This window comes from Streptomyces pilosus (assembly GCF_014649835.1).
GTDB classification, from domain to species: domain Bacteria; phylum Actinomycetota; class Actinomycetes; order Streptomycetales; family Streptomycetaceae; genus Streptomyces; species Streptomyces pilosus.
In genome coordinates this window covers 237444-260164 of the sequence record NZ_BMTU01000001.1, presented here as the reverse complement: position 1 = coordinate 260164, position 22721 = coordinate 237444, and the positions used below count along the sequence as shown (strand labels likewise).

18 protein-coding genes and 1 tRNA gene are annotated in these 22721 nt (G+C 71.6%); 7 read left to right on the top strand and 12 right to left on the bottom strand.

Features of this window, described 5'->3' with window-relative positions:
- Positions 1-24 precede the first annotated feature (24 nt).
- Positions 25-921: a hypothetical protein gene (locus IE118_RS01210; protein WP_189555312.1), complete on the bottom strand. Its 897-nt coding sequence runs from the start codon at positions 919-921 to the stop codon at positions 25-27.
- Positions 922-1028: 107 nt separating this feature from the next.
- Here IE118_RS01210 and IE118_RS01205 point away from each other — a divergent pair, with 107 nt between their 5' ends.
- From IE118_RS01205 to IE118_RS01185, 5 genes are all read left to right on the top strand, one after another.
- Positions 1029-1403 (top strand): chorismate mutase, encoded by a 375-nt coding sequence (locus tag IE118_RS01205; protein ID WP_189555311.1) that lies wholly within the window; start codon positions 1029-1031, stop codon positions 1401-1403.
- Positions 1404-1513: 110 nt separating this feature from the next.
- A complete protein-coding gene (locus tag IE118_RS01200) occupies positions 1514-2056 on the top strand; it encodes a response regulator (protein WP_189555310.1) in 543 nt (180 codons plus the stop codon).
- Between the two features lie 48 nt (positions 2057-2104).
- Entirely contained in the window at positions 2105-4633 is a 2529-nt protein-coding gene (gene pepN, locus IE118_RS01195; RefSeq protein ID WP_189555309.1) for an aminopeptidase N, read from the top strand.
- Between the two features lie 165 nt (positions 4634-4798).
- Positions 4799-6169: a pyridoxal phosphate-dependent decarboxylase family protein gene (locus IE118_RS01190; protein WP_189555308.1), complete on the top strand. Its 1371-nt coding sequence runs from the start codon at positions 4799-4801 to the stop codon at positions 6167-6169.
- A complete protein-coding gene (locus IE118_RS01185; RefSeq protein WP_189555307.1) occupies positions 6166-7563 on the top strand; it encodes a lysine N(6)-hydroxylase/L-ornithine N(5)-oxygenase family protein in 1398 nt (465 codons plus the stop codon). Before IE118_RS01190 ends, IE118_RS01185 begins: the two co-directional genes overlap by 4 nt.
- 24 nt (positions 7564-7587) lie before the next feature.
- Here the strand turns inward: IE118_RS01185 and IE118_RS01180 are convergent, their stop codons facing one another.
- Positions 7588-9390, bottom strand: coding sequence for a bifunctional metallophosphatase/5'-nucleotidase (locus IE118_RS01180; protein ID WP_189555306.1), 1803 nt, complete (start codon positions 9388-9390; stop codon positions 7588-7590).
- Between the two features lie 352 nt (positions 9391-9742).
- On the opposite strand from IE118_RS01180, the gene pyk reads away from it, so the two are divergent.
- The gene (pyk, locus tag IE118_RS01175) at positions 9743-11179 is read left to right on the top strand and encodes a pyruvate kinase (RefSeq protein ID WP_189555305.1); all 1437 of its coding nucleotides are present in this window, start codon (positions 9743-9745) and stop codon (positions 11177-11179) included.
- Positions 11180-11281: 102 nt separating this feature from the next.
- On the opposite strand, the gene IE118_RS01170 is transcribed toward pyk, so the two are convergent.
- Positions 11282-11354: transfer RNA gene (locus IE118_RS01170), tRNA-Leu, on the bottom strand.
- Between the two features lie 105 nt (positions 11355-11459).
- Between IE118_RS01170 and IE118_RS01165 the strand changes: the two genes are divergently transcribed.
- Entirely contained in the window at positions 11460-12116 is a 657-nt protein-coding gene (locus IE118_RS01165) for an ANTAR domain-containing response regulator (protein WP_189555304.1), read from the top strand.
- A gap of 80 nt (positions 12117-12196) precedes the next feature.
- On the opposite strand, the gene IE118_RS01160 is transcribed toward IE118_RS01165, so the two are convergent.
- The 9 genes from IE118_RS01160 to IE118_RS01125 all read right to left on the bottom strand — a co-directional run bounded on the left by IE118_RS01160 (position 12197) and on the right by IE118_RS01125 (position 22540).
- Positions 12197-12913 carry an ABC transporter ATP-binding protein gene (locus tag IE118_RS01160; RefSeq protein ID WP_189555303.1) on the bottom strand — a complete coding sequence of 239 codons (717 nt, stop codon included), beginning with the start codon at positions 12911-12913 and terminating at the stop codon, positions 12197-12199.
- Entirely contained in the window at positions 12910-13839 is a 930-nt protein-coding gene (locus IE118_RS01155; RefSeq protein ID WP_189555302.1) for an ABC transporter ATP-binding protein, read from the bottom strand. Before IE118_RS01155 ends, IE118_RS01160 begins: the two co-directional genes overlap by 4 nt.
- Before the next feature lie 5 nt (positions 13840-13844).
- The gene (locus tag IE118_RS01150) at positions 13845-15671 is read right to left on the bottom strand and encodes a branched-chain amino acid ABC transporter permease (RefSeq protein WP_189555301.1); all 1827 of its coding nucleotides are present in this window, start codon (positions 15669-15671) and stop codon (positions 13845-13847) included.
- Between the two features lie 5 nt (positions 15672-15676).
- Positions 15677-16609: a branched-chain amino acid ABC transporter permease gene (locus IE118_RS01145; RefSeq protein ID WP_189555300.1), complete on the bottom strand. Its 933-nt coding sequence runs from the start codon at positions 16607-16609 to the stop codon at positions 15677-15679.
- A 114-nt stretch (positions 16610-16723) separates the two neighbouring features.
- The gene (locus IE118_RS01140) at positions 16724-17959 is read right to left on the bottom strand and encodes a branched-chain amino acid ABC transporter substrate-binding protein (RefSeq protein WP_189555299.1); all 1236 of its coding nucleotides are present in this window, start codon (positions 17957-17959) and stop codon (positions 16724-16726) included.
- 288 nt (positions 17960-18247) lie between these two features.
- On the bottom strand, positions 18248-18850 hold the full coding sequence (locus tag IE118_RS33910; RefSeq protein WP_229846634.1) for a Tat pathway signal sequence domain protein: 603 nt from the start codon (positions 18848-18850) through the stop codon (positions 18248-18250).
- Positions 18847-19107: a hypothetical protein gene (locus IE118_RS34585; RefSeq protein ID WP_306430357.1), complete on the bottom strand. Its 261-nt coding sequence runs from the start codon at positions 19105-19107 to the stop codon at positions 18847-18849. Before IE118_RS34585 ends, IE118_RS33910 begins: the two co-directional genes overlap by 4 nt.
- Positions 19108-19722: 615 nt before the next feature.
- Positions 19723-20205, bottom strand: a complete 483-nt coding sequence (locus IE118_RS01130) for a PaaI family thioesterase (protein WP_189555297.1) — start codon at positions 20203-20205, stop codon at positions 19723-19725.
- A gap of 55 nt (positions 20206-20260) precedes the next feature.
- The gene (locus IE118_RS01125; RefSeq protein ID WP_189555296.1) at positions 20261-22540 is read right to left on the bottom strand and encodes an FdhF/YdeP family oxidoreductase; all 2280 of its coding nucleotides are present in this window, start codon (positions 22538-22540) and stop codon (positions 20261-20263) included.
- Positions 22541-22721 lie beyond the last annotated feature (181 nt).

The window sequence follows — 22721 nt, the reverse complement described above, 5'->3', positions numbered from 1 at the left end:
GGGTGGGAGTACCGGCCGGCACCCCTAGGTGTCGCACTCCAGCACCGTCCGGCACAGTGCGCACCGCGCCCGCACGCGTCCCCGCACCGGGACCCTGATCCGCTGGTGGCAGGTGGGACAGGGGAAGGACACCCGCAACGGCCCGTGGCCGTCCGCCGTGAAGCGGTACGGCGCCGTCGCCCCGCCCGCGGCGGGACGGTGGTCCTGGGCGTACCGCCGGTCCCGCGCGTACCGCCTGCGCCCCGCCCACCCCGCGGAACGCAGCGGCGGCTGCTCCCCGTCCCGCCGCGCCAGCGCCATCCCCTTGCCGTACGCCGTGTACGCCTGCGCGCTGGTGAACCACACCGACGGGTCCTCCCCGAACGCCAGCGACCGCTTCGCCAGCACGTACCCGAACTCCTCCGGCGTGAGATACCCCAGCTTCTGCGACGAGGCCCCGTCCTCCCGGAACGCGTCCAGCAGCAGCCATCCCGCGCCCAGGTACGTCGCCGTCGTGTCCGTCAGGATCTCGTTGTCCCGCGTCCCCGGGAACGACAGTCCCAGCCGGTGCAGGTACACATGGGCCACCTCGTGCGCCAGCGCGGCTCCGATGTCCCGGCGGTGCGTGCGGAACCGGTCGTTCAGCTCGACGAAGTACTCCGGTCCCGCCGTCAGCTCCACGTTCGCCGCGTGCGTCATCTCACGGAAGCCGACGATCAGCCGCGCGTCCGGCAGCCGGTAGTGAGCCACCATCTCGCGGGCCACCCGCTGCGCCCCCAGGTGCAGGTCGTCCGTGTCGCAGAACGCCACGTCGGCGGGCGCCACACTCACCGGGAACGTCCGGACCGTGTCGTACGTCAGCCGTCTGTACAGCGCCGTGACGGCCTCCCGCACCGTTTCCAGGTGCGGGTAGCCGTGCTCCACCGGTCCGCCGTTCGCCACCTCGCACCCCCGCGAGCCCAGAACCCGCTTCCACTGTACGGTCCGCCCGGACGGCCGCGCCGGACACCGCCGACACCGCCGGCGCCCGCCCCGTAGGCTGACGCCCCATGACCACCAGCGACACCGCCAGGGGCGACGCCGACCCCGCCGTCCGCGAGGAACTGACCCGGCTGCGCGACAGCATCGACAACATCGACGCCGCCGTCGTCCACATGCTCGCCGAGCGCTTCAAGTGCACCCAGCAGGTGGGCCGCCTCAAGGCCGAGCACCGGCTGCCGCCCGCCGACCCCGGCCGCGAGGCCCGTCAGATCGCCCGGCTGCGCGCCCTCGCCGAGGACGCCAGACTCGACCCGGCCTTCGCCGAGAAGTTCCTCAACTTCATCATCGCGGAGGTGATCCGGCACCACGAGCGCATCGCCGACGACACCGCCGACGCCACGCCCTCGGCGAAACCGGTCACCACCTCCTCCGCCGGGGAGTGACAGGACGGCTCCCGCGGGGCATGCTGCGCTGTGCACTCCTTGTCGGCCGACGGTCACCCTCCGTCGGCCCCGGACAGTCATCCGGTCCCTTACGAGGAGGGACGTGCGCCATGCCGCCCAACGCCCGCATCCTCATCGTCGACGACCACGAGGACACCCTCTACGCGCTGGAGAGCGCCCTGGCCCCGCTGGGTCATCTGCTGGGCCGGGCCACCAGCGGCGACGAGGCCCTCAAACAACTCCTGCGGGGAAACGTCGGTCTGCTGCTCCTCGACGTCCACATGCCGGGCACCGGGGGCCTGGACGTCGTGCGGTACATGCGGCGCCTGGAACAGACCCAGCACATCCCCGTCGTCCTGCTCACCGGCTTCGCCCGCGACCGGCAGCTCGGGGCCGCCGCGTACGGCCTCGGCGTCGCCGACCTGGTCACCAAACCCGTCGACCCGTGGGCCCTGCGCACCAAGATCCGCCACCTCTACGACGCCCATCAGCGCCGGCTCGCCCTGGAGGCCGAGGTCCGCGCCCTGCGCGCCCGGCTGGAGGAACGCAACCCGGCCCCCGCGCACCCCGCCCTGCCCCACCCGCACGCGCACATGGCGCCCGGACGGCCCGCGGGGGCGCAGACCGGGGAGCTCGAACGGGACCGGACATAGGCCGCGTACCCGATCCGCCCCTGTGCCCGGGCCGCGCCATCAGGCAGCATGGCCCGCATGTCCGTACTGACGCGCGACGAAGCGCAGAACCGAGCACAGCTCCTCGACGTCCACCGCTACACGATCGACCTCGACCTGACCGCCGGGGCCGAGACGTTCGACTCCCGCACCCTGATCAGGTTCGGGGCCCGCGCGGACACGGACACGTTCGTCGAGATCAAGCCCGCCGAGCTGCGCTCCGTCACCCTCGACGGACAGCCCCTCGACCCCGACGCCCTGGACGGCAACCGGCTGCCGCTGAAGAACCTCACCGCGGGCGAACACGAACTGCGCGTCGAGGCGAGCATGCGCTACTCCCGCACCGGTGAGGGCATGCACCGCTTCACCGACCCCACCGACGGGGAGACGTACGTCTACACGCAGCTGTTCCTGGACGACGTGCAGCGGGTCTTCGCCGCCTTCGACCAGCCCGACCTGAAGGCCGTCTTCGACCTCACCGTCACCGCGCCCGAGGGCTGGAACGTCCTCGCCAACGGTGTCACCGAGCACACCGGCGACGGCGTGTGGCGGGCCGCCCCCACGCCGCTCATCCCCACCTACCTCGTCGCCGTCGCCGCCGGGCCCTGGCACTCGGTGCGCACCGAGCACCGCGGACTGCCCTTCGGCATCCACTGCCGCCGCTCGCTCGCCCCGTACCTGGACGCCGACGCGGACGAGCTCCTCGACATCACCCGTGCCTGCTTCGACCGCTACCACGAGAAGTTCGAGGAGCCCTACCCCTTCGACTCCTACGACCAGGCCTTCGTCCCGGAGTTCAACGCGGGCGCCATGGAGAACCCCGGACTGGTCACCTTCCGCGACGAGTTCGTCTTCCGCTCCGCCGTCACCGACACCGAGCGCCAGACCCGCGCCATGGTCGTCGCCCACGAGATGGCCCACATGTGGTTCGGCGACCTCGTCACCCTCAAGTGGTGGGACGACATCTGGCTGAACGAGTCCTTCGCCGAGTACATGGGCTACCAGACCCTCAACGAGGTCGCGCCCGGGGGGCCCGGGGGGCAGCCGCCCCGCTGGAGGGGCACCGACACCTGGACCGACTTCGGCGTCTCCCGCAAGGCCTGGGGCTACGACGCCGACCAGCGGCCCACCACCCACCCGGTCGCCCCCGGGAACGTCCCGGACACCGCCTCCGCCCTGCTCAACTTCGACGGCATCTCCTACGCCAAGGGCGCCTCCGCCCTGCGCCAGCTCGTCGCCTGGCTCGGCGAGAAGGACTTCCTCGCCGGCATCAACATCCACTTCCAGCGGCACCGGTTCGCCAACGCCACGCTGGCCGACTTCATCGACTCCCTCGCCGCCGCCACCGAACGCGACGTCCACGCCTGGGCCGACGCCTGGCTGCGCACCACCGGCGTCGACACCCTCACCGCCTCCGTCGACGCCCGCCCCGGCCAGTGGAGCCTCGCACTCGGCCGCGACGGCGACCGCCCCCACCGCGTCACCGTCGGCGTCTACGACCGCGACCTGCACGACGGCCGCAGCCTCCTGCTGCGGGAGCGCTACGAGACCGACGTGCCCCGGGACGGCGCCCCCGAGCCGCGCACCGGCACCCGGCCGGCCCTCGTCGTCCCCAACGACCTGGACCTCACCTACGCCAAGATCCGCCTCGACGAGACCTCCCTGGAGACCGTCCTGCGCGGACTGTCCGGCATCCCCGACGCGCTCACCCGCGCCGTGGTGTGGAACGCCCTGCGCGACATGGTCCGCGACGGCGAACTCGCCCCCGCCGACTACCTGGCGACCGCCGCCGCCCACCTGCCCGAGGAGACCGACCTCGCCCTCGTCCAGGGAGTCCTCGCCTTCGCCTGCGTGCACGTCGCCGACCGCTACGTCACCCCCGACCAGCGGCCCGCCGCCCTCGCCACCCTCACCGGCCTGTGCCGCGACCTCATCCGGCGCACCGAGGACGGCGACCACCCCGGGCTGCGGCTGATCGCCGTCCGGCACTTCATCGACGTCGCCGCGCGTCCCGAGCCGATCGCCGCCTGGCTCGCCGACGGCACCGTGCCCGGCGGCCCGGAACTCGACCCGGAGCTGCGCTGGCGGGTCATGGCCCGCCTCGCCGTGCTCGGCGCCGTCGACGAGGCCGCCGTCGCCGCCGAACTCGACCGGGACCCCAGCGCCACCGGCCAGGAGGGCGCCGCCCGCTGCCGGGCCGCCCTGCCCGACGCGGACGCCAAGGCCCGCGCCTGGGAAGCCCTCTTCGGCTCCGACGACCTGTCCAACTACCTGTTCACCGCCACCGCCCGCGGCTTCTGGCAGCCCGAACAGGCCGACCTCGTACGCCCCTACGTGGCCCGCTACTACAAGGAGGCCGTCGCCCTCGCCGCCCGCCGCGGACCCGCCATCGCCGAGGCCGCCGGACGCTGGGCCTTCCCCGCCCACGCCGTCGACGCCGAGACCCTGGAGCTCGGCGAGAAGTGCCTGCGCAAGGCCGACCCGACGCCCGCCCTGCGCCGCAAACTCGCCGACCAGCTCGACGACCTGGCCCGCGCCCTGCGCGTACGGCAGGCGTAGCACGGCACCGGTGGGGGGCGCCTCCGATCCGTCCGGAGGCGCCCCCCACGTTCCCCATCAACCGGGACGTACCCCCTTTTGGGTCTGATCCCCGGGCTTTCCGGGCGCGGCACCCCCTTCCCGTACAAGCTGGAGCCCTCCCGCGCACCGCCCCGGAGGACAGCCATGCGCACGCCGCCGCCCCTCGCCTCGGGCCCCCAAGGCCCCGACCACCTGAGGCCGTTGCTCGCCACCGTCCTCGCCGCCCTGCGGGAGGGCGGACAGGCGCGGGGAGGGCCGCTGCCCGCCGGCGGACCGGACGCGGTCACCGCCACCGTCCGGGACGCCGTCGGCGAGGTCCTGCCGGAGAAGGGCGACCCCGGCGCCCTGCACACCCTCGTGCGGGTCCTCGCCGAGGGCGCCGCCGACCCCGCGCACCCCTGGTGCGCCGCCCACCTGCACTGCCCGCCCCTCGCCGTCGCGGCAGCCGCCGACCTCGCCGCGAGCGTCCTCAACCCCTCCCTCGACTCCTGGGACCAGGCCCCGGCCGCCTCCGCCCTGGAGAGCCTCCTCACCCGCGCCCTCGCCCGCGAGACCGGCCACACCGACGGCCTCGTCACCACCGGAGGCACGGAGGCCAACCAGCTCGCCCTCCTCCTCGCCCGCGAGGCGCGGGGCGCCGCCGTACGGCTCGTGCACGCCGCCGGAGCCCACCACTCACTGCCCCGCGCCGCGTGGCTCCTCGGCCTGCCCGACCCCGTCGAGATCCCCGCCCCCGCCGGCACCCTCGACCCCGCCGCCCTCGACGACGCCCTCACCCACCTGCCGGGGCCCCACCTCGTCGCCGCCACCGCGGGCACCACCGACGCCGGACTCATCGACCCCCTGCCCGAGATCGCGGCCCGCTGCGCCGCCCACGGCGCCCGCCTCCACATCGACGCCGCCTACGGCGGGTGCCTGCTCTTCAGCGACCTCCACCGGCACCGGCTCGCGGGGCTCGAAGCCGCTCACACGGTCACCCTCGACCTGCACAAACTCGGCTGGCAGCCCGTCCCCGCCGGACTCCTCACCGTCCGTGACGCCGGGGACCTCACCGCCCTGCACCACCCCACCGACTACCTCAACGCCGACGACGACACCGCGGCCGGACTCCCCGACCTCCTCGGACGGTCCCTGCGCACCACCCGGCGCCCCGACGTCCTCAAGGCCGCCGTCACCCTCAAGACCCTCGGCCGCAGCGGACTCGGCGCCCTCGTCGACCGGGTCTGCGCCCTCGCCGGGGACTTCGCCCACCTCGTCGACGACGACCCCCGTTTCGACCTGCACGACCAGCCCGCCATCAGCACCGTCCTCTTCCGGCCCGCCCACGCCGACGACAGCGGCGTCGCGGACGTGCGCCGGCACCTCCTGGTCACCGGACGCGCCGTCCTCGGCCGCGCCCGCGCCGACGGCAGGCTCTGGCTCAAGGCCACCCTGCTCAACCCCACCACCAGCACCGACGACCTGGCGGACCTGCTCACCCTGGTCCACCGGGCGCACGCGGAAGGATCCCGATGACGACCTCCACCACCCCCCGCGACCTCCTCGGCATCGGCATCGGTCCCTGCAACCTCTCCCTCGCCGCCCTCGCCGACCCGATTCCCGCGCTGCGCACCGCCTTCTACGACGGCTGCCCCCGGTTCAGCTGGCACCCCGGACTGCTCCTCGACGACGTCACCGTCCAGGTCCCCTTCCTCGCCGACCTCGTCACCCTGGCCGACCCCACCAGCCCCTGGACCTTCCTCAACCACCTCAGAGCCAGAGAACGCCTCTACCCGTTCTACTTCGCCGAGCACTTCCACATCCGCCGCACCGAGTACGACGCCTACTGCCGCTGGGTCGCCGACCACCTCCCCTCGCTGCGGTTCGGCCACCACATCGACGCCGTCCGCTGGAACGCCCGACGGGCGCTGTTCGAGGCCGAGTTCACCCGGTTCGACGCCGACGGGCGCGCCGCCGCCACCGGCCGCGTCCTCGCCCGCAACATCGTCCTCGGCATCGGCACCGAACCCTTCACACCGGAACCCCTGCGCCCCCTCGCCGCCACACCCGGCGTCCCCGTCGTCCACGCCGACGACTACCTCACGCACCGCGACACCCTCCTCGCCGCGGACCACGTCACCGTCATCGGCACCGGACAGTCCGGCGCCGAGATCTACCTGGACCTGCTGCGCCGGCGGCCCGCCGGCCGCGAGCGGCTGCACTGGATCGGCCGCACCGGGGCCTTCGCGCCCATGGAGTACTCCAAACTCGGCCTGGAGCACTTCACCCCCGACCACACCCGCTACTTCCACGCCCTGCCCGAACCCGTCCGCGACCGGCTCGTCCCCGCCCAGTGGCAGCTCCACAAGGGCGTCGACGCCGCCACCCTCGCCGCCATCCACGACGAGCTCTACCGGCGCACCCTGCACGGCGGCTGGCCCGACACCGTCCTCACCCCCGCCGTCCATGTCCGCGCCGCCCACCGCACCGACCGCGCGCGGATCGAACTCCACCTCGAACACACCCATCAGCGGACCCGTGCCCGTCTGACCACCGACGCCGTCGTCCTCGCCACCGGCCACCGGCCACGCTCCCTGGACCGGCTCCTCGGCTCCCTCGAACCGCACCTGCGCCGGGACCGCGCCGGCCGGCCCCGCATCGACGCGCACTTCCGCCTCTGCCTCGACCGCGCCGTCACCGGCAGCGTCTACGTCCAGAACGCCGAACTCCACACCCACGGCGTGGGCGCCCCCGACCTGGGACTGGCCGCCTGGCGCAGCGCCACGATCCTCAACCACGTCACCGGGCGGCCCGTCTACCCGCTCCCCGCCCGCACCGCCTTCACCACCTTCGGTCTCCAGGCCCGCACGCGGCAGGTCCCGCCCGCCAGGCAAGCCGCGCGGCTCACCCCCCTGGCGGACGGGACCTGAGGCACCCGTGACGGCGGACGCCGGTCAGAACACCGGCGTGCCGTCCCGCGTCAGCCGCCAGTCCACCGACGCGAAGTCCGCCGGGTCCAGCACGCCCTTCTCCGTCACCCACTCCGCGATCCGGGTCCGGATCTCCGTCGACTCCGCCCACAGCTCCTTCGCCGACGCGACGTGCGGGAACGCGCCACCGCCGTTCGCCCGGTAGTTGTTCACCGCGAACACGAACTGCCGCGCGTCGTCGAGCGCGACACCGTCGTGCGTGAGGTTCCGGATCCGCGACCCGGCCGGGCGGGCTATGTCGATCTCGTACCGGAGCCCGGACACGTAGTCGTAGTTGTAGTCGGGACGGCCGCCCGCGTTCGTCAGCTTCGCGACGTCGACCGGCGTCCCGGCCTCCGTCCGGACGAAGTACTCCGCCGAGTACTCCAGGTAGTCCCGGATCTGGGCGCCCGTCATCAGCTTCGCCACCAGCGTGTTGTCGTACACGTACAGGCTGGACAGGTCCCGGATCGTCACCTCGCCCGCGGGGATCTCGGAGGTGCGGGAGAACGGCGACGCCTGCGAGAGCACCGGCAGCGACGCGTACGCGGTGCCCGCGAGGGCCGCCCGCACCACGTCCTCCTGCACCTTGCCGATCAGGTCGATGATCGGCGCGTCCCGGTAGCGCGCCTCCACCGTCGTCAGCGTCTCGGTCGCCGACCCCACCACCTGGTTGACGTACGCCACCACCTCGGCGTGCTCGTCACGCAGCAGCCGGGTGATCCTCGGGTCGTCCTCGACCGTGGCCGCGTCACGCAGCGACGCCCGCACCGACTCCACCCGCCAGCGGCCCCGCTCGAAGACCAGCTCGAAGTCGAACAGCGACAGCCGCTCCGCGTAGCACAGCGGCTCCGACAGCACGACCTCCCGGCCGGTCTCCTCGTTGGTGACCCGCAGTTCGGGTATCTCCACGTGCGCGTGCCCGACCAGGATCGCGTCGATCCCCGGCACCTGCCGCGCCACGTTCGCCGCCGCGTTCTCCACGTACGGCAGCTGGTCGCCGTAGGACGAGGTGCCCGAGGAGCCCGAGTGCGCCGACACCACGACCACGTCCGCGCCCATCGACCGCAGCTTCGGCACCCACACCGCGGCCTGCTCCTCCAGGCCCGGGAAGGTCAGCTTCCCCTGCACGTACGCCTTGTCCCAGATCGCGATGCCCGGGTTGGTCAGCCCGAGGACCGCGACCTTCACCGGGGGAGCGCCCTTCACCCGGAACGTCTTGACGAAGTACGGCGGGAAGGCCGGCTTCAGCGTCCTGGTGTCCAGCGCGTTGGCCCCCAGCAGCGGGAAGTCGCACTGCTCCTCGAACTTCCGCAGGGTCTCGATGCCGTAGTTGAACTCGTGGTTGCCGAGCGCCACCGCGTCGTACCCGATCGCGTTCATCGCCTGCGCCATCGGGTGCACCGGACCGCCCTCGGCGGTGATCGGGTCGACCTTCGCGTAGTAGTACGTCAGCGGGGTGCCCTGGATGGTGTCGCCCGCGTCGAGCAGCAGCGTGTTGTGCCGGCCCTTCTCCTCACGGACACGGTTCACCAGCGTCGACACCCGCGCGAGCCCCTGGGCGTTGCCGGCCGCGTCGGTGTACTCGGCGTCCTTGAAGTAGTCCCAGTTGAAGACGTGTCCGTGCAGGTCGGTGGTCCCCATCACGGTCAGCGCGTACCGCTTCACCGGCTTCCTCCCCCGTCCCGTGCCGGCCGCCGCGGCGGCGGGAGCCGCCGCACCCGCCAGCGTCACCCCCGCCCCCGTCGCGGCGGACCTCGTCAAGAACTTCCGGCGGTTCAACGGCATATCAGGTTCCTCTCGCACCACAACGAACAACGCGCGTAGACTCGCCCGATGATTCTGACCTGAACACGTCGACCGGAACAGCCCCCCGAGTCGCGAATCCGGTGTGGATCCGGTCGCGGGCGGGGCCGCCGCGGGACAGGCGGGGCAGGCCGGCCGTCCGCCCGCTCGGGGTGTACGCCGGGCAGCGCCCGGAGCCCGGGCGGAGGGGCCGGCGGACTCACCCGTTCGCCACATGCTCGCCGGAGCGCGCGGGCGCACAACTCCGCACTTGTCAACAACCTTTCACCGACAGGCCGTTGAGTCGTCACGCGCCGCCAAATCGCTACCCGTCGGTAAGCCCTAGGGTCGACTCATGCGCCGAGCGAAAATCGTCTGCACCCTGGGCCCTGCCACCGATTCGTACGATCAGATCAAAGCGCTGGTCGACGCCGGCATGGACGTGGCCCGCTTCAACCTCAGCCACGGCGAGCACGCCGAGCACGAGGACCGCTATCACCGGGTGCGAAAGGCCGCCGACGAGACCGGCCGCAGCGTCGGCCTCCTCGCCGACCTCCAGGGCCCGAAGATCCGGCTCGGCCGCTTCACCGAAGGCCCCGTACTCCTCGAGCGCGGCGACACCTTCACCGTCACCGTGGAGGAGGGCGCCGAGGGCGACCGCCACGGCTGCGGCACCACCTACGCGGGCCTCGCCGGCGACGTCACCCCCGGTGAGCGCATCCTCGTCGACGACGGCAAGGTCACCCTGGAGGTGACCGCCGTCGACGGCCCCCGCGTGCGCACCACCGTCGTCGAGGGCGGCATGGTCTCCGACCACAAGGGCCTCAACCTCCCCGGTGTCGCCGTCTCCGTCCCCGCCCTGTCCAAGAAGGACGAGGACGACCTCCGCTGGGCCCTGCGGACGGGCTTCGACGTCGTCGCCCTCTCCTTCGTCCGCAGCGGGCGCGACATCAGGGACGTCCACCGCATCATGGACGAGGAGGGCCGCCGGCTCCCCGTCATCGCCAAGGTCGAGAAGCCCCAGGCCGTCGAGAACATCGACGACATCGTGGCCGCCTTCGACGGCATCATGGTCGCCCGCGGGGACCTCGGGGTGGAGATGCCCCTGGAGCAGGTGCCCATCGTCCAGAAGCGCGCGATCAAGCTCGCCAAGCGCAACGCCAAGCCGGTCATCGTCGCCACCCAGATGCTCGACTCGATGATCGACAACGCCCGTCCCACCCGCGCCGAGGCCTCCGACGTCGCCAACGCCGTCATCGACGGCACCGACGCCGTCATGCTCTCCGGCGAGACCAGCGTCGGCAAGCACGCGATCGACACCGTCCGCACCATGGCGCGCATCGTGGAGGCGGCCGAGGAGGACATCCTCGCCAAGGGCCTGCCGCCCCTCACCGAACGCAACAAGCCCCGCACCCAGGGCGGCGCGGTCGCCCGCGCGGCGGCCGAGATGGGCGACTTCCTCGGCGCCAGGTTCCTGGTCGCCTTCACCCAGTCCGGCGACACCGCCCGCCGTCTCTCCCGCTACCGCTCCCCGATCCCGGTGCTCGCCTTCACCCCCGACCCGGCCACCCGCTCCCGACTGAGCCTCACCTGGGGCGTGGAGACCTTCCTCGGCCCGCATGTGGACACCACGGACGCGATGGTCGACCAGGTCGACGAACTGCTCATCGGCTACGGCCGGTGCGAGGTGGGTGACACGGTCGTCATCACGGCCGGTTCCCCGCCGGGGGTTCCGGGTTCCACGAACCTCGTCCGCGTGCACCGCATCGGCGAGGACGACACCTCCGCGTAGCCTTCCCGCACGACGCACGACAAAGGCGCACGACAAAGGCGGATGTTCACCCGAAAGGGGAACATCCGCCGTCAAATGGTGACCTTGAATATAGAGGAAAAGTACCCCGGGTCGGATTCGAACCGACGCTGGATGGTGTTTGAGACCATTGCCTCTACCGCTGGGCTACCGGGGCGCCCTACAAAACGAAGGTCGACGGTCACCCGCCGTGTCCCCACCTTATCGCAGCTGGGTACGCTCTTGTCAGCAGTACCGGTCTGCCCCGCACCAAGGAGCCCACGTGAGCGCCCCCGAGTCGCCCCAGCCTGTAGACGTGCCCGACGACGACAAGTCGCACGTGCCTCCGCTGACGACGCGCGTCGTCATCGCCGAGGACGAGGCCCTGATCCGGCTCGACCTCAAGGAGATGCTGGAGGAGGAGGGGTACACCGTCGTCGGTGAGGCCGGTGACGGTGAGCAGGCCGTGGAGCTGGCGCGGGAGCACCGGCCCGACCTGGTGATCCTCGACGTGAAGATGCCCAAGCTGGACGGCATCTCGGCGGCGGAGAAGATCGCCGAGGAGAGTATCGCCCCGGTGTTGATGCTGACCGCGTTCTCGCAGCGCGACCTGGTGGAGCGGGCGCGGGACGCCGGCGCGATGGCGTACCTGGTCAAGCCGTTCAGCAAGAGCGACGTGGTGCCGGCCATCGAGATGGCGGTGTCACGGTTCACCGAGCTGAAGGAGCTGGAGCGCGAGGTCGCGGACCTGAGTCTGCGGCTGGAGACGCGCAAGCTGGTGGACCGCGCCAAGTCCGTGCTCCAGACGCAGTACGGACTGAGCGAGCCGGCCGCGTTCCGCTGGATCCAGAAGACCTCCATGGACCGCCGGATGTCGATGCAGCAGGTGGCGCAGGCGGTCATCGACGACGCCGAGGAGAAGAAGGCGTCCAAGGGCTGACCCGGGAATCAGGACGGCGTACGGCTGAGGCCCGCGCACCCCGTGACGGGGTGCGCGGGCCTCAGCCGTGTGCGGGTGTCTCAGTCCTCGCCGAGGTAGGCCTTGCGGACCGAGTCGTCGTGGAGCAGGTCCTGTCCGCTGCCGGAGAGGACGATGTTGCCGACCTCCATGACGTGACCGTGGTCGGCCAGGGAGAGGGCCGCCTGGGCGTTCTGCTCGACGAGCAGGATGGTGGTGCCCTGGGACTTCAGCTCGGCGATGGTCGTCATGATCTTCTGCATCATGATCGGCGAAAGACCCATGGAGGGCTCGTCGAGCATGAGCAGCTGGGGCCGGGACATGAGGGCCCTGCCCATGGCGAGCATCTGCTGCTCACCGCCGGAGAGGGTTCCCGCGGCCTGCTTGCGGCGTTCCCCGAGGATGGGGAAGAGGTCGTAGGCGCGCTGGATGTCCTGCTCGATGCCCGCCTTGTCGCTGCGCAGGAAGGCACCGAGACGGAGGTTGTCCTCGATGGTCATGCGCGGGAAGATGTGCCGCCCCTCGGGGGAGTGGGCGAGCCCGAGGGAGACGATCTTGTGGGCGGGGATCTTCTTGAGCGACTTGCCGTTGAACTTGATCTGGCCGCCGACGGGCTTCAGCAGCCCGGAGAGCGTGCGCAGCGTGGTGGTCTTCCCGGCGCCGTTGGTGCCGATGAGGGTGACCACTTCGCCCGCCTCGACACTGAACGAGATGCCCTTGACGGCCTGGATCTTGCCGTAGGCGACTTTGAGGTCCTCGACTTCGAGGAGTGCGGTCATCGGTCGTTCTCCTTGCCGGGCGCGGCGTCCGGGGCGGTCTCTGCCTCGGCCGCGGATTCGGCCGCCGCTTCGGCGGCCTCGACTTCGGCGGCTTCGGCGGCGCCGGGGTCGTTCTCCATGGGCTCACCGATGTAGGCGGCGATGACGCGCTCGTCGCCCTGGACGGTGGCCGGGTCGCCCTCGATCAGCTTCTGGCCCTGCACGAGGACGGCGACGCGGTCGCAGAGGTTGAAGATGAACCGCATGTCGTGCTCGATCACGAGGACCGCGGTGCCCTGGTCGCGGATGGCGAAGATGAGCTCCTCGGCCGCCCGGGTCTCCTGGGGGTTCATGCCGGCGGTCGGCTCGTCGAGGAGCAGCAGGCCGGGGTCGCTGGCGAGGGCGCGGGCGATCTCCAGCTTGCGCTGCTCGCCGTAGGGCAGGTTGCGCGAGAGGTGGTCCGCCTTGTCGGCCAGGCCCACGAACTCCAGGAGCTCCATGGCACGGGTCCGGGAGGCCGCCTCGGCCCGGTGGAAGCCGGGCCCGCGCAGGACGGCCGACCAGAAGCCCTCCTTGGTGCGGGTGTGCCGGCCGACGAGGACGTTCTCCAGGACGGTCATGTTGGAGAACAGCCGGATGTTCTGGAACGTCCGGGCGATGCCGGCGGCCGTGACCTTGAACGGCTTGGGCGGCAGCACCTTGTCCTGGTAGCGGACCTCGCCCTCGGTCGGGATGTACAGACCGGTGAGGCAGTTGAAGAAGGTGGTCTTGCCGGCGCCGTTGGGGCCGATGAGGCCGACGATCTCGCCGCTGCGGACGGTCAGGTCGACGTCGCGGACGGCGGTCAGGCCGCCGAAGCGCATGGTGACGCCGCGTGCGTCGAGGACGGTGGCACCGGGGGCGGGCGCGCCCGGGGTGGTGTCCTTGGTGGTGGTGTCGGTGGTCATGGTGGTCAGGCCCCTGTCTTGCTCAGGACTGTGGGCGCGTCGGCCTCTTCGTGGAACTCCAGCTGGCGGCGCCGGTTGGGGATGAGCCCCTCGGGCCGGAAGCGCATCAGCAGGACGAGGGCGAGACCGAAGGCCAGGAGCTGGTAGTCGCCCAGGAACTGGAGCTTGTTGGGGATCAGGAAGAGCAGCGCCGCTCCGATGAGGGGTCCGGCGATGGTGCCCATGCCGCCGAGGACGACCGCGGCGAGCAGGAAGGCGGAGTTGGGCGGGGTGGTGCCGGCGAACAGGTACTGCTCGGGGGTCACGGTGTAGGTGACGTGCGCCTGGACGGTGCCGGCGAGACCGGCGAGGGTCGCGCCGACGGCGAAGGCGATGAGCTTGACCCGGAACCCGTTGATGCCCATGGCGAGGGCCGCGGTCTCGTCCTCGCGGATGGCGACCCAGGCGCGCCCGATGCGGGAGTCGCCGCTGCGCCGGAAGACGAGCACGACGACGGCCGTGATGAGCAGCATCAGGAAGAAGTAGTTGGCGAACCGGCCGATCGTGAAGCCGGCGATGTCGTGCTGGATCCCGAAGTCGAAGCCGAAGATGTTCAGGTCCGGGATCGAGGCGATGCCGTTGGAGCCGTTGGTGATGTCGGGTCCGGAGGTGCCGTCGGTGTTGTTGACGGCGATCCGGAAGATCTCACCGAAGCCGAGGGTGACGATGGCGAGGTAGTCGCCGCGCAGCCGCAGCGTCGGGGCACCGATGAGCACGCCGAAGATCAGCGAGGCGACGGCCCCGACGAGCACGGCGGCCCAGAAGGGGAAGTGGACGCCGAAGGGCGAGCTGGGGGAGCCGGAGACCAGGGCCGCCGCGTAGGCGCCGACGCCGAGGAAGGCGACGTAACCGAGGTCGAGCAGGCCGGCGAGTCCGACCACGATGTTCAGGCCGAGGGCGACGGTGGCGAAGATGAGGATGTAGACGCCGAGGGTCGCGTACTGGTCGTCGGTCTGGGTGAAGGGGAAGCAGGCCGCCGCGATGAAGGCACCGCAGACGGTGATGTTCGTGTGGCGTGCGGTGATCTGCGAGGCGTGGGCGATCAGACCCGAGCGGTTCAGGGCGCTGAAGCCGAAACCGGCGGTGATCAGGAAGCCGACGAAGAGTTCGTCGTACTCGGTGCCGATGCCGTACGTGAAGACGACCAGGGCGAGCGCCAGGATGCCGACGATGATCAGGATCTCGACGTAGGACGGCAGGGTGCGCACGGGGCGCGGGCTGTCGGAGGCGAAGGCCGCCCGGAAGGTGGCCCAGGCGTGGCCGGCGTCGTGCCGGAACCGCTCCCAGCCCGTCTCGTCGGGGTCGATGGGGTCGGGCTCGGGCCGTTCGAAGGGCAGCGCGAGGGCGCCGAGGAGGGCGGTGAGCGTCGCGGCGGCGACCAGGTAGCCGCCCGGTTCCAGGTTGACGATTCCGCCGAGCTGGAAGCTGATCGCCAGGACGGTGTACCAGGCGGTGACGAAGGTGCCGAGCACGGCGTACTTGACCGCCGCGTCGGCGCCGGCCGGGGTGAGCCAGCGCAGCCCCTTCACGCCGTAGGAGGCGAGCCCGAACAGCGTGGCGAGCAGGCCGCCCACGAGGACCAGGACCTGGAGTCCGCCCGGGTAGCCGTAGAAGGTCAGGTCGCCGGGGAACGCGGCGGTCCAGGTCCAGGCGAGGAAGGTGGAGACGACGGCGAGGGCGCTGCCGCCGGTGGCGAGGGCGCGGCCGATGTGCTGGGGGATGCCGATGAGGCCGGTGGGAGCGCTCTTGGTGGGAGCGGCCACGGTGGTCGAAGCGGTGGTGTCTGTGGTCATCGGTGTCACGCCCTGTCCGCAACGCGCTCGCCGAGCAGGCCCTGTGGCCGGAACAGCAGCACGAGGATGAGGAGGATGAAGGCCCAGACCTCGGCCCAGGACTGGCTGCCGAACTGGTCCAGGCCGGGGATGTCGGCGATGTAGGCGGTGGCGAGGGTCTCGACGACGCCTAGGACCAGGCCGCCGATCATGGCTCCGTAGATGTTGCCGATGCCGCCGAGGACTGCCGCGGTGAACGCCTTGAGGCCGAGGATGAAGCCCATCTTGAAGTCGATCTGGCCGTACTTGAGACCGCTGGCGACACCTCCGACGGCGGCGAAGACGGCGCCGAGGGCGAAGGCGATCACGATGATGCGGTCGGTGTTGACACCCATGAGCTTGGCGGTGTCCGGGTCCTGCGCGGTGGCCTGCATGCCGCGTCCGGTGCGGGTGCGCATCACGAAGTAGGCGAGGAAGGCCATGCTGATGGGCGCGGCGATGAGGAGGAAGATGTCGCCGGTCTGGATCGTGGCGCCGCCGATGGAGAAGGGGCCGCCCTCGATCTGCGGGAAGGCCAGCTTGGACTTCGCCTCGGGGTAGAAGGCCCAGACGGCCTGCTGGAGCGCGAGGGAGAGACCGATGGCCGTGATGAGCGGTGCCAGGCGGGGCGCGCCGCGCAGGGGACGGTAGGCGAACCGTTCCGCTCCGATGGCGACCAGGACCGAGACGATCACGGCGCCGAGCAGCATCAGGGGAAGCGCGACCCAGATGGAGGTGCCGTCGGGCAAGACGTACAGATGGACGGTGATGGCGCCGAAGGCGCCGACCATGAAGATCTCGCCGTGGGCGAAGTTGATGAGCTGGACGATGCCATAGACCATTGTGTAGCCGATGGCGACCAGGCCGTACATGGATCCCAGTAGCAGGCCGTTGACCAGCTGCTGCGGCAGTTCGTTCACCGCATGTCCTCCGAGACTTTCGGAATATTCGACGGATGGGGCCGGATGCGAGTCCGCGCGGGGCGCCAGTGGAACAGCGCCCCGCGCGGCTCGTGAAAGTGGTGCGGGCGGCGGTCAGCCGGTGAAGGTGCCGGACTTCACGGTGGCCCAGTTGCCGTCCTTGACGGAGTACACGGTGAGCTGCTTGTTGGTGGCGTCGCCGAACTCGTCGAAGGAGACCTTGCCGGTCACACCGTCGAAGGAGACGTTCTGCATGGCCTCGACGACCTTGGCGCGGGCGTCGTCGGGCAGCTTGCCGTCGTTGTCCTCGACGACCTTCTTGACGGCCTCGATGATCGCCCAGGCGGAGTCGTAGGAGTAGCCGCCGTAGGCCTCGAAGGCCTCCTTGTAACCGGCGGCCTTGTAGTTGGCGACGAACTCCTTGGCGGAGGGGAGCTCCTCGACCGGCGCGCCGACGGAGGTGGCCAGGTCGCCGGTGCCGGCGGCACCGGACAGCTTGATGAAGTCGGCGCTGTAGATGCCGTCACCGCCGACCAGCGGGATCTTGGCGCCGGCTTCCTTGATCTGCTTGCTCAGCGGGCCGGCCTGCGGGTACTCGCCGCCGTAGTAGACGACGTCGGCGCCGGAGTTCTTGACCTTGGTCGCGACGGCGTTGAAGTCCTTGCTCTCCGGGTTGATGTGCTCGGTGCCCACGACCTCGCCGCCGAGCTTCTTGAACTCCTCGGTGAAGGTGGCGGCCAGGCCGGCGCCGTAGGTCTTCTTGTCGTCGATGACGAAGACCTTCTTCTTCTTGGCGTCGTTGAAGACGTACTGCGCGGCGAACGGGCCCTGGATGGCGTCCGTGGTCGCGGTGCGGAAGTACGACTTGTACGGCCGGACCTTCTCGGTCTGCCACTTCACGCCCTGGGTCAGGGCGGGGTTGGTGTTGGCGGGCGACACCTCGACCAGCTTGGCGGTGTCGAAGACCTTCTGCATGGACTCGCCGACGGAGGAGTTCAGCGGCCCGACGACACCGAGGACGTCGTCGTTGGCGACGAGCTTGGTGGCGTTCTGCTGGCCGACGGAGGCCTGGCCCTGGTCGTCGAGGGCTTCGATCTTGAAGGTGACGCCCTCGACGTACTTGTCCTTGTTGGCGGTCTTGGCCGCGAGGTCCACGGAGTTCTTGATGCCGAGGCCCAGCGCGGACAGGTCGCCGGTCAGCGGCGCGTCGACGCCGATGACCACGGTGGTGCCACCGTTGCCGGAGTCCGAGCTGCCGCCGCCGTCGTCGTCGCGTGAGCCGCAGGCGGTGAGGGTGAGTGCACCCGCCGCCAGGGCGGCGGTGATGGCGATGAGCGAACGTTGACGCACGATCCAGTCCTTTCCCCTGACAGCCGCCTCCCGGTGGAAGCGGCCGAGTCGAGCGCTGGGCCGAAATGAGAATCGGGCGGCGCGGTGACTGGCCGTGACTCTAAGCGCGGGTGGGGAATGCGGAGGAGACTCTGGCCAAGGCTGTGACGCTCTTGTTATGACACGACGTATTGCAGAGCGGTACTGAGTGGGGGGAAGGGCAGAATTCTCGCCGTTTTGTTCTGTCCGGATGCTGAGAAACCGCAGGACCCGGAGGGGTTGGTTCAGGTGTATCGGCGGTTTTGGTGATTACCGCGAATCGTTGCTGCAGGCTACCTGTAGGGCCCGGGAGAGGTCCCGCGCGTACGAGGGCCCGAGGATGAAGCTGTGCGTCTCCATTGCGCGCGTATTACGCAGCGTTACATCCAGGAAAGGGAGTCCGGCATTCCGTGGCACTTTTCCGCATTCTGTCACCCGCAGGGTGAGGGTGATCTTGCGTGGTGATCCCGGTTTCGTCCGGAACGGGGTGCGCGGGCTGGAGGTCACGGACAGGCCCGCGTACGGCTGGGAAATCGCCACGACAGTGACCGGAGGGCCGAATTCCGCGGTCACCCCCACGGCGAAAGTGAAGCCCCGCGGGGCCGTGTTGACGTCCGCGGCCTGCGGATACAGGTACGCGACGGCGGTCACCTGACTCGGGTACGGAGGGGCGGGCGGCGGCTCGCTCCGGGGCCGGGTGAGGTAGAGGGAGCCGCCGCCCGCGAGTACGGCGACGGCGAGGAGCGCCCCGGTCACGGCCCTGCGGTGCCGTCCCAAGTACGGTGCCCGGGGCCCGCGTCGGGGCCGGGGCGCCGGCGGGGCGTCCCGGACGTGCGTGCCCTCGCCCGGCTCGACCGGCCCCACCCGGCTCATCGCCAGGGCTCCGTACCGGGCCCGCCGGAGCGGTACCACGCGGCGCAGCCCTCGCGCGCCTCACGGTCGATCAACTTGCTGACGTCCGCCGTCCCTTGGCGCCGGGCGGCCCGGGCGCTGTCGACCACCTCGCGCAGGATGTCGTACTGGCCGCCGGACAGCCCCATGGACTGGTAGTCGCCGTAGCCGCGGCCGTCGAGCAGCTCGCGCGACCAGTGGCCGACGATCCGGGTGCACAGGTCCTCGTCGGACGTCACCCGGGGTGACGGTGAGGCGGAGCGGCCCGCCGGCGGGTCCGCCTTCCGAGCGTGGCCGGAATCCGCCGCCCCGCACCCGGCCACCGCCCAGGCGGCCGCGAGGACCGAGGCGATCGCCCCCGCCCGCGCCCGTACTCCCCGCCGCATCCCCCGAACGTAGAGCGCCCACCCGCCGGAGGCAATGGCGTCGCACAGGGCGGGAGGCGCGACACGGTCCGCCCCTCCCGCACGGCGAGCCCGCCCGGCCCTGCGGTCGGCCCGCCCACCCGACGCCGCCCGTCCACCGGGGCAACGGCAGGGCGGGGGTGCGGAGTCGCGGTGCCGGTCGGTGCCCGCGCCTGTCGCACGCGACGTCAGTCGGCCCTCCGCTCCCGCACCGCGACGGCGGCGTTCCGCGCCGCCCTCGCGGCCGCTCCGCCGGTATCCGGCGGACGCCTCGGCGCCGCCGGCCCCCGCCCGCCGGGAGGCGATGCCGGTACGGGCGGACGGAGTCGCGGCGCGGGAGCGTGCCGTCGTACCGCGACGGCAGCGGCCCGCGCGGCGCGGCAGGCCGCGCGGGCCGCCGCCTCCTCGCGGTCGCAGGGGGCGGTCAGCCGGTCGCGGCTCCGGGGGCGGTCAGCCCGTCACCCGCTCCGCGTCCCCGGGGTTCACGTCGCGCAGCAGGCAGGTCAGCCGTGCGGTGCACACGCGCTTGTCCGCCTCGTCGGTGATGACGATCTCGTACGTCGCCGTCGACCGCCCCCGGTGCACGGGCGTGGCCACCCCGGTGACAAGGCCGGAACGGGCCCCCCGGTGGTGCGTGCAGTTGAGGTCGACCCCGACCGCGATCTTGGTGCTGCCACCGTGCAGCATCGAGCCCACCGATCCCAGCGTCTCGGCCAGCACCGCCGACGCGCCACCGTGCAGCAGTCCGTACGGCTGCGTGTTGCCCTCCACCGGCATCGTCCCGACCACCCGCTCCGCGGAGGCCTCCAGGATCTGCACGCCCATCCGCGTGCCCAGGTGGCCCGCCGAGAACAGCGCCGGGAGGTCCACACCGAGCGCGGCGTACTCGTCGATGACTTCCTGCGGGAACTTGACCTGCTGCTGCTCTCCCATGGGCCGGGCTCCATTCGTCTCGTCGTGCGCCGGTACGGCTCTGCTAAGCAAACGCTCAGTCGGTCGCCGATTGTTCCAGACGCACCACCACGGACTTGCTGGCCGGGGTGTTGCTGGTGTCCGCGGTGGCGTCCAGCGGCACCAGGACGTTCGTCTCCGGGTAGTACGCCGCCGCGCAGCCCCGCGCGGTCGGGTAGTGCACGACACGGAAACCGGGCGCCCTGCGCTCCACGCCGTCCTTCCACTCGCCGACCAGGTCGACGTAGGCGCCGTCCACCAGCCGCAGCTCCCGCGCGTCCTCCGGGTTCACCAGCACCACCCGGCGGCCGTTCCTGATGCCCCGGTAGCGGTCGTCGAGGCCGTAGATCGTGGTGTTGTACTGGTCGTGCGAGCGCAGCGTCTGCAACAGCAGCCGGCCCTCCGGCAGCTCCGGGTACTCCACCGGCGCGGCGGTGAAGTTGGCCTTGCCGGTGGCCGTGGGGAAACGCCGTTCGTCGCGCGGGGCGTGGGGGAGCGCGAAGCCCCCGGGCCGCGCCGCGCGCGCGTTGAAGTCCTCGAAGCCGGGGATCACCCGCGCGATGCGCTCCCGGACCGCCGCGTAGTCCCGCTCGAAGTCCTCCCACGGCACCGTGCTGCGCCCGCCGAGGACCCGGCGGGCCAGCCGGCACACGATGGCCGGCTCGGACAGCAGCCGGCCGCTCGCCGGTTCGAGGCGGCCGCGCGAGGCGTGCACCATGCCCATGGAGTCCTCGACCGTCACGAACTGCTCGCCCGAGGCCTGCACGTCGCGCTCGGTGCGGCCCAGCGTCGGCAGGATCAGCGCCCGCGCGCCCGTGACGGCGTGCGAGCGGTTCAGCTTGGTCGACACGTGCACCGTCAGCCGGGCCCGGCGCATCGCCGCCTCGGTGACCTCCGTGTCGGGGGAGGCGGAGACGAAGTTGCCGCCCATGGCGAAGAAGACCTTCGCCTCCCCGTCGCGCAGCGCGCGGATGGCCCGTACGACGTCGTAGCCGTGCTCGCGCGGCGGCGCGAAACCGAACTCCTTCTCCAGCGCGTCCAGGAACGCCGGCGCGGGCCGCTCGAAGATGCCCATGGTGCGGTCGCCCTGCACGTTGGAGTGCCCCCGCACCGGGCACACTCCCGCGCCCGGCCGGCCGATGTTGCCGCGCAGCAGCAGGAAGTTGACGACCTCCCGGATCATGGGCACGGAGTGCTTGTGCTGGGTGAGGCCCATCGCCCAGCACACGATGACCCGCTCGGACGCGAGCACCATCCGCAGGCACTCCTCTATGTCCCCGCGCGTCAGACCGGTCGCGGTGAGCGTGCCGTCCCAGTCGGCGGCCCGCGCGGCCGCGGCGAACTCCTCGTAGCCGTGCGTGTGTTCCCGCACGAACTCCTCGTCGACCGCGCCCGGAGTCTCCAGGATCAGCTTGTTGAGGAGGCGGAAGAGGGCCTGGTCGCCGCCGAGGCGGATCTGCAGGAACAGGTCGGTCAGGGCGGTGCCGGCGGCCAGCCCCCTGGCGGTCTGCGGGTTCTTGAACCGCTCCAGACCTGCCTCGGGCAGCGGGTTGACGCTGACGATCCGCGCGCCGTTCGCCTTGGCCCTCTCCAGGGCGGTCAGCATCCGCGGGTGGTTGGTGCCGGGGTTCTGCCCCGCGACGATGATCAGGTCGGCCCGGTACAGGTCCTCCAGCAGCACGCTGCCCTTGCCCACGCCGATCGTCTCCGACAGCGCCGCGCCCGACGACTCGTGGCACATGTTGGAGCAGTCCGGCAGGTTGTTGGTGCCGAGCTCACGGGCGAACAGCTGGTACAGGAACGCGGCCTCGTTGCTGGTGCGGCCGGAGGTGTAGAAGACGGCCTCGTCCGGGGAGGCGAGCGCGGTGATCTCCTCGGCGACGATGTCGAACGCCCGCTCCCAGGTCACCGGCTCGTAGTGCGTGCCGCCCTCGGGGAGGTACATGGGGTGCGTCAGCCGGCCCTGCTGCCCCAGCCAGTAGCCGCTGCGGCCGGCCAGGTCCGCGACCGGGTGCGCGGCGAAGAACTCGGGGGTGACCCGGCGCAGGGTGGCCTCCTCGGCCACGGCCTTCGCCCCGTTCTCGCAGAACTCCGCCCGGTGCCGGTGCTCCGGCTCCGGCCAGGCACAGCCCGGGCAGTCGAAGCCGTCCTTCTGGTTCACGCCGAGCAGCGTCAGCGCGGTGCGCCGCACGCCCATCTGCTGCTGGGCCATGCGCAGGGTGTGCCCGATCGCGGGAAGCCCGGCCGCCGCCCGCTGCGGCCCGGCGACCTGCGGCGCGTCCTGAACCGGATCACCCTTGGGCGGCTTCGTTGCCATCGCGCACTCCTGTCCACGCACACGTGTGAGGTACACCTCCGATCCTGCCACGCGGTACACGCCCGGAGACCGGGCCCCCGCAGGCCCGGGGCCCGCCCCCGCGGGGCCCGGGAAGGGCACGGCCCCCGCGGGGGACAGGGAGGGAGGGGGTGGGAGCAGCGCCTCCCCGGCCCCCCGCACG